Origin of the sequence: Microbacterium sp. C448, assembly GCF_000582705.2 — a bacterium.
GTDB classification, from domain to species: domain Bacteria; phylum Actinomycetota; class Actinomycetes; order Actinomycetales; family Microbacteriaceae; genus Microbacterium; species Microbacterium lacus_A.
Window position 1 is genome coordinate 1 of record NZ_HG779738.1, and the last position, 5,152, is coordinate 5,152.

Below are 5,152 nucleotides of genomic sequence, written 5' to 3' on the forward strand. Positions count from 1 at the left end.
ATCCTCTCGTCCTACCACTCGCTGTGGGCGGCACTCACGGACCAAGAGAGCTTCTCGTCGGCAGAGTCGTGGCGCCTCACCGAACGCGTGCAGCGCCTGAATGCTCTCGGGTTCGACATCGGCGAGATGTCCATCCAGGCCGCGCCCGACGGCACGCGCGTTTCGATCCAACCGAAGGTCGTCGACGCCGGGCACCACCAGCGCCGCCTGATCCGGCTCACCGGGCTCGACGTCGAAGAGAACCAGGCACGGCGCCTGCTGAACGACCTCGACGAGTTCCGCGCCCGCGTCTCTCGCCTCGGCGTCGACGAAGAAATGGTCGCCCACGAGTGGCTGACGCGAGTCTTTGAACCCGTCGTCAAGGCCATCCCCTACGATCTCCGCGCCAAGCTCGAGCCCGCCGAGGTGTTCCACCAGGTGCTGGAGCACAGGTGGTACATGTCGCAGGAGCGGGGGTCATCCGTTCCGCTCGCCGAGGCCCTGACGTCGTACGTCAACGATGTCCTGCGTCACCGCCGGGACGAGGCCACGATCATGGGCCCGCCAACTGAGACGCTGGCGCTCTCGGTCATCCCCGAGGATGCGCCCATCGAGCCGGACGCCGAGGCAGACGCCGTCGACTGGCGCGACCTCGTCTAGTAGTCAGTACCCGACCGTGAAGCGCTCGCGCGAGTGCTTCGGCGACTCGATCTCATCGAGCACCGCGACGCCCAGGTCGGCGCCCGAGATGAACGACTCCCCGTCGGCGTCGGTCACGATGACATCGCCGCCGTCACGGTACGACCCGGTCCGCTCACCCGGGTTCCATGCTCCGAACCCGCCCGCCGGGTGGACGTAGAAGAAATCGATCGACGGATCCCCGGCCTGCAAGTCCTCGAGGATGCCGATCGCCTCGAACGCCTCGGGCTTGTACTCGTCGTTGAAGCTCGGCAGATCGATGACCCGGGGGCCGCCCGGTGCGGAGAGGCTTCCGCCCGCCCCGCCGATCACGCCGATCCGTGTTCCCGGCTGCAGGGTTGCGACGAGCTCGGCGACGGCGGGACGAAGGAGTCCTGCCATCTCGCCCCGCGCGGGAACCGACACGACGACGACCTCGGCACCCTGGATCTCGGCGACGAGGCCCGGGACGTCCATCAGCGTTCCCTCGATGTAGGTCACACCCGTGACGCGCTCGGACGGCGCGGTGCGGGCGACAGAGAGCACGGTGTGCCCGCGATCCACCGCCTCGGCGACGATGTGACTACCGGCGTAGCCGGTTCCTCCGATGACGGCGATGCGAGACATCCGTGATCCTTTCGCGTGCGGCTAGGCGGGTGCTTCAGTCTCCGACCGACGCGCGCAGCGTCGACACCTGATACAGGGCGACGGATGCCGCGATGCCGGCGTTCAGCGATTCGGTGCTGGCCGAGATGGGGATCGACACGATCTGGTCGCATGTTTCGGCCACCAGCCGCGACAGGCCCTTGCCCTCGCTGCCGACGACGATCACGATCGGCCGGTCGGCGAGCTCGAGTGCGGGCAGCGACACATCGCCATCGCCGTCGAGCCCGAGCACGAAGACGCCCTGGCGTTTGAAGTCCTTCAGGGTCGAGGTGAGGTTCGGTGCGACCACGACGGGCGTACGCGCCGCCGCTCCCGCGCTGGTCTTCCACGCCGCGCTGTTCACGCTCGCCGAACGACGCTGCGGCAGGATGATGCCGTGACCGCCGAACGCCGCGGTCGAGCGGATGATCGCGCCGAGGTTGCGGGGATCGGTGATGCCGTCGAGGGCGACGAAAAGCGGCAGCTTGCCGGCGTCGATGACCTTCTCGAGCAGGTCCTGAGGGTGTCCGTACTCGTACGGCGGAACCTTGAGCGCGACACCCTGGTGCACGCCATCAAAGCCGGCCATGCGGTCAAGCTCCGGGCGGGTGACCTCGAGCACGGGGATCTCGCGGTTCGTCGCGAGCGAAAGCATCTCTTTCACGCGGTCGTCCATCTCGACGCGCTGCGCGATGTAGAAGGCCGTCGCGGGGATCTTCGCCCGGAGCGCCTCGAGCACCGAGTTGCGACCGGTGACGACCTCGGTCTCTTCGTCCTTCTTCGCGCGGGGTGCGCGGCCCGAGTTCGGGTTCGAGCTGGGGCGCCCCTTGCCGCCCGCGGCAGCGAAGCGCTCGGCCGCGGCCTTGCGCTTACCCGCGGGGTGCCACGCGCGATCCTCGGCCTTGGGCGTCGGCCCACGACCTTCGAGCGAACGCTTGTTCTTTCCGCCCGTGCCCTTTGTGGGTCCCTTTTTGCCCCTGCTCGCGCCGGGCCGTCCTGGCTTAGCCATCGATGCTCCAATGCGTGCCGTCTGAGGTGTCTTCTAAAGTGATGCCGGCCGCCGCGACGGCGTCGCGGATCCGGTCTGCCGCGGCCCAGTCCTTACCGGCGCGCGCACGCGCACGCTGGTCGATCAGGCTCGTGACCAGAGTATGCAATGCGCGGGCCTCCGCGCCGTCCGAATGCCCGCGCCAGCGCTCAGACATGGGGTCGATCCCGAGGATCCCGGCCATCGTGTGCACGTGAATCGCCGCGGTGGTCGCGGTATCCACGTCTCCCGCGTCGAGCGCCGCGTTCCCCGCGCGCACGGTCTCGTGCAGCACCGCGAGCGCTTCGGGAACACCCAGGTCATCGTCCATCGCGGCGACGAAGGCGTCGGGCAGGTCGGTGGCGAACCATCCGTACTCCCCACCGCGGGCACGTCCGAGCCGGACCAGGAACGTGCGCAGCCGCTCGAGGGCCGACGCGGCCTCCGCGAAGGAAGATTCCGTGATGTCGAGGCTGGAACGATAGTGCGCCGACACAAGTGCGTAACGGACGACGAGCGGGTCGTAGGCGCGCAGGATGTCTTCGGCGAGCACGAAGTTGCCGAGCGACTTCGACATCTTCTGGCCGTCGACGGTGACGAGCCCGTTGTGCACCCAATACCGCGCGAACGCGTCGCCCGCGGCCGAAGACTGCGCGAGCTCGTTCTCGTGGTGGGGGAAGCGCAGATCGAGCCCGCCGCCGTGGATGTCGAACTCGGGACCGAGGTAGCGGCGCGACATCGCCGAGCACTCGATGTGCCAACCCGGCCGGCCGGCGCCCCACGGTGAATCCCAGATCGCGCTGGCGGGTTCGTCCGCCTTCGCGCCCTTCCACAGCGCGAAGTCATGCGGATCGCGCTTGCCCCGCGGGTCGGCGTCGGCCGCGGCCTCCATGGCGTCGAGCGACTGACGCGTGAGCGTGCCGTACTCGGGCCACGAACGAACGTCGAAGTAGACGTCGCCCTCCGCGGCGTACGCGTGTCCCTCGTCGATCAGCCGCGCGATCAGTTCCTGCATCTGCGGAATCGACGCCGTCGCGCGTGGTTCATACGTCGGAGGACGAATGCCGATCGCGGAATACGCGTCGTCGAAGGCGCGCTCCATGCGGTAGGCGAGCGCCCACCAAGTCTCGTCGGGCGTCGCATTCGCGAGCACCTTGTCGTCGATATCCGTGACATTTCTGACGTACGTCACGGGGCCGACGCGGTGCTCGAGCCATCCGCGCAGCACGTCGAACGCGAGCGCGCCGCGCAGGTGCCCGAGGTGCGGGCCGGACTGCACGGTCGGGCCGCAGACGTACATCGACACGCGTCCGGGTTCGCTCGGCACGAAGTCGCGCAGTTGCTGCGCCTTCGTGTCATGGAGCCGGAGAGTCACTCATCTACCCTACCGGCGGGGGTTCGGCGCATCGAGCTGTCACGAAACGCTCGATCTGGCGAGCGGATGCAGCGGTTTGCGACAGTTCGACGCCCCCACGCCGACCGGGTAGAACTGGAGGGTGCTTCCTGTCCTCGCCGTGCTCGCCGCGGCCGTCCTCTTCGGCACGACCGGTACCTCGCAGGCGCTCGGCCCCGACAACACCACCCCCCTCTCGATCGGAGTGGTGCGCCTTGTGCTCGGTGGTACCGGCCTCGCAGTGATCGCGTTCCTGCTCGCCCGGCGTGCCCACCGCCGCGGCACGGTCCCACCGCGCCCCCGCCTCACGGCAGCGCCGCTCGCTCTCATGGCGCTCACGGGCCTGTGCCTCGCGCTCTACCAGCCGCTGTTCTTCCTGGGCACCGCCCGCAACGGCGTCGCGGTGGGCACGGTCATCGCGCTCGGCTCGGCGCCGATCCTGGCCGGTGTACTCGAGTGGTCGCTGACGCGCCGCCGTCCGAGCGGCGCCTGGCTGCTCGCCACGGCACTCTCGACCGTCGGTGTCGCCCTGCTGGGAATGGGCGGCGGGACGGATGCCGCGGGAACCGGCGGCACGGACCCCCTCGGATTCCTCGGCTCGGTTGGCGCGGGCGCAACCTTCGCCGTCATCGCCAATGCGCAGCGACGACTGCTGGACGGCGGGTGGGACCCTTTCACCGTGGTCGGCGCGATGGGCGCGGGCTCCGCCGTGCTCTCCGCCTGCGTGCTGCCCTTTGTCGACCTCTCGTGGCTCCGGGAGCCCGCGGGAGTGGTGATGGCCGTATGGCTCGGCATCGGAACGATATCCGTCGCCTACGTGCTGTTCACCTGGGGCCTGAACGGGCTGACGGCCGCGACCGCGGCGACACTGACCCTCGGCGAGCCACTGACCGCGAGCATCCTGGGGGTGAGCGTCCTCGGCGAGCAGCTGAGCGTTCTCGCCGTGGCGGGGCTCCTGGTGCTCGCCGTCGGCCTCGTCACACTGGCATGGGGCTCACGCGCGCCCCGAGACCCGAAGCCCTTCGCCGTGGAGGCGTGAAATTCAGGCGGGAACGACCAGGGCAACAGCGAAGGCCGCCACGCCCTCACCGCGGCCGGTGAACCCCAGTCCGTCCGTCGTCGTCGCGGCGATCGAGACCGGAGCACCGAGAGCCTCGGACAACACCGCTTCCGCCTCGGCGCGACGTGCCGAGAATCGCGGCCGGTTGGCCTGGAACTGAACGGAGACGTTTCCGACAGCCCAACCCGCGTTGCCGAGGAGCTCTCGCGTCCTCGTCAAGAACGCACCCGCGTGCGCGCCCGCGAACTCGGGGCGGTCCACACCGAAGTGCGTGCCGATGTCGCCCAGCCCAGCGGCAGAGAGGAGCGCGTCGACGATCGCGTGTGCGACGGCGTCGCCATCCGAGTGCCCCGCCAGTCCCGGCTCGCCC

The 5,152-nt window shown here is 69.4% G+C and carries 6 protein-coding genes; 2 read left to right on the forward strand and 4 right to left on the reverse strand.

What is annotated here, in order from left to right; translation table 11 throughout:
* Window positions 1–639 (forward strand): DUF4032 domain-containing protein (locus MIC448_RS11680; RefSeq protein ID WP_036299862.1); only part of this gene is annotated, 639 nt, incomplete at its 5' end.
* A gap of 3 nt (window positions 640–642) precedes the next feature.
* Here MIC448_RS11680 and MIC448_RS11685 read toward each other — a convergent pair.
* Genes MIC448_RS11685 through cysS form a run of 3 tightly spaced genes read right to left on the reverse strand, consistent with a single transcriptional unit; the run spans window position 643 to window position 3,704 of the window.
* On the reverse strand, window positions 643–1,284 hold the full coding sequence (locus MIC448_RS11685) for an NAD(P)-dependent oxidoreductase (protein ID WP_036299864.1): 642 nt from the start codon (window positions 1,282–1,284) through the stop codon (window positions 643–645).
* A 34-nt stretch (window positions 1,285–1,318) separates the two neighbouring features.
* Window positions 1,319–2,311, reverse strand: coding sequence for a 23S rRNA (guanosine(2251)-2'-O)-methyltransferase RlmB (rlmB, locus tag MIC448_RS11690; protein WP_036299866.1), 993 nt, complete (start codon window positions 2,309–2,311; stop codon window positions 1,319–1,321).
* Window positions 2,304–3,704 carry a cysteine--tRNA ligase gene (gene cysS, locus MIC448_RS11695; protein ID WP_036299868.1) on the reverse strand — a complete coding sequence of 467 codons (1,401 nt, stop codon included), beginning with the start codon at window positions 3,702–3,704 and terminating at the stop codon, window positions 2,304–2,306. The genes rlmB and cysS overlap by 8 nt, the downstream gene beginning before the upstream one ends.
* Before the next feature lie 121 nt (window positions 3,705–3,825).
* Between cysS and MIC448_RS11700 the strand changes: the two genes are divergently transcribed.
* Window positions 3,826–4,761, forward strand: a complete 936-nt coding sequence (locus MIC448_RS11700) for a DMT family transporter (RefSeq protein ID WP_036299870.1) — start codon at window positions 3,826–3,828, stop codon at window positions 4,759–4,761.
* 3 nt (window positions 4,762–4,764) lie between these two features.
* Here the strand turns inward: MIC448_RS11700 and ispF are convergent.
* Window positions 4,765–5,152: 2-C-methyl-D-erythritol 2,4-cyclodiphosphate synthase (gene ispF, locus MIC448_RS11705; RefSeq protein ID WP_036299873.1), on the reverse strand; the 388-nt coding region annotated here is incomplete at its 5' end.

What these genes read in the sequence shown, in the direction of transcription:
- MIC448_RS11685 (WP_036299864.1), bottom strand. Translation starts at nt 1,284, where the DNA reads ATGTCTCGCATCGCCGTCATCGGAGGAACCGGCTACGCCGGTAGTCAC.
- rlmB (WP_036299866.1), bottom strand. Translation starts at nt 2,311, where the DNA reads ATGGCTAAGCCAGGACGGCCCGGCGCGAGCAGGGGCAAAAAGGGACCC.